Source organism: Aliivibrio sp. 1S128 (assembly GCF_001691065.1).
Taxonomy (GTDB): Bacteria; Pseudomonadota; Gammaproteobacteria; order Enterobacterales; family Vibrionaceae; genus Aliivibrio.
Genome location: NZ_MAJV01000171.1, coordinates 2,286 through 2,978, shown reverse-complemented (window position 1 = coordinate 2,978; position 693 = coordinate 2,286). Strand labels below are relative to the sequence as shown.

General features: G+C 35.8%; 1 protein-coding gene and 1 pseudogene. Both read right to left on the bottom strand.

Annotation, left to right across the window (positions count from 1 at the left end; genetic code table 11):
* Positions 1 to 80 precede the first annotated feature (80 nt).
* A pseudogene (locus A6E03_RS18990) lies at positions 81 to 349 on the bottom strand (type II toxin-antitoxin system YafQ family toxin).
* Positions 342 to 620 carry a type II toxin-antitoxin system RelB/DinJ family antitoxin gene (locus A6E03_RS18985; RefSeq protein ID WP_017020218.1) on the bottom strand — a complete coding sequence of 93 codons (279 nt, stop codon included), beginning with the start codon at positions 618 to 620 and terminating at the stop codon, positions 342 to 344. The pseudogene A6E03_RS18990 and the gene A6E03_RS18985 overlap by 8 nt, the downstream one beginning before the upstream one ends.
* Between the last annotated feature and the right edge of the window lie 73 nt (positions 621 to 693).

Below are 693 nucleotides of genomic sequence, written 5' to 3'. Positions count from 1 at the left end.
TCAGTGATTAAGGCGTTAAAATTCAGCTAGGTCTGCATAGTAGTAAACGTGTTATGCAGGCGTTATATGCAGTGTCAGGTTCAAAATAGATCGCTATGTGACCCAATTCTTGCTAGTTGTAGTTGCCCATCAAATATACGGTAAATGGAACTAAGTCTGGTTTTATATGACAGTCGCGAAAACCACTCCAATTTCCTGTTAAAGAATGGTCTACATTTTTAGGGGCTAATGTTTCATTTCTTTGTAATTTAGAGATGATATTGCCAACTTCGATGATATCGGAGATTGGCATCTTAGTTATCTTCTTAAAATCCTTTTTAAATTGGGTTGAGTATTCTAGGTTATACATTTGTCACTTTGCCTTCAGTGAGCTCAGAAAACATCTCATCTATAGAGTTAACTTTATGTCCTTTATTTTCAACAAGTTCTTTCATCGCAGCAGCAGAAACTTCATTTGGTTGCGGAACTCGTAGATCAAATGGAATACCACCATGGTTAATGACAGCTTTAGCAAACAGTTTAATTGCTTGTGATGTGCTTAGACCAACTTCACCGCAGATGCTAGTGAAAGCAAGTTTTGTATCATGGTCTATGCGGGTACTTAGCATTTCATTTCTCATAATTACACCTTAATAAGTTACACATTGTAATACATAGTTGTACAAAGTATATATGCATATAACAAATGCATCA

Bases quoted from the DNA above. Each gene is read 5' to 3' on its own strand.
- A6E03_RS18985 (WP_017020218.1), bottom strand. From the start codon at position 620: ATGAGAAATGAAATGCTAAGTACCCGCATAGACCATGATACAAAACTT.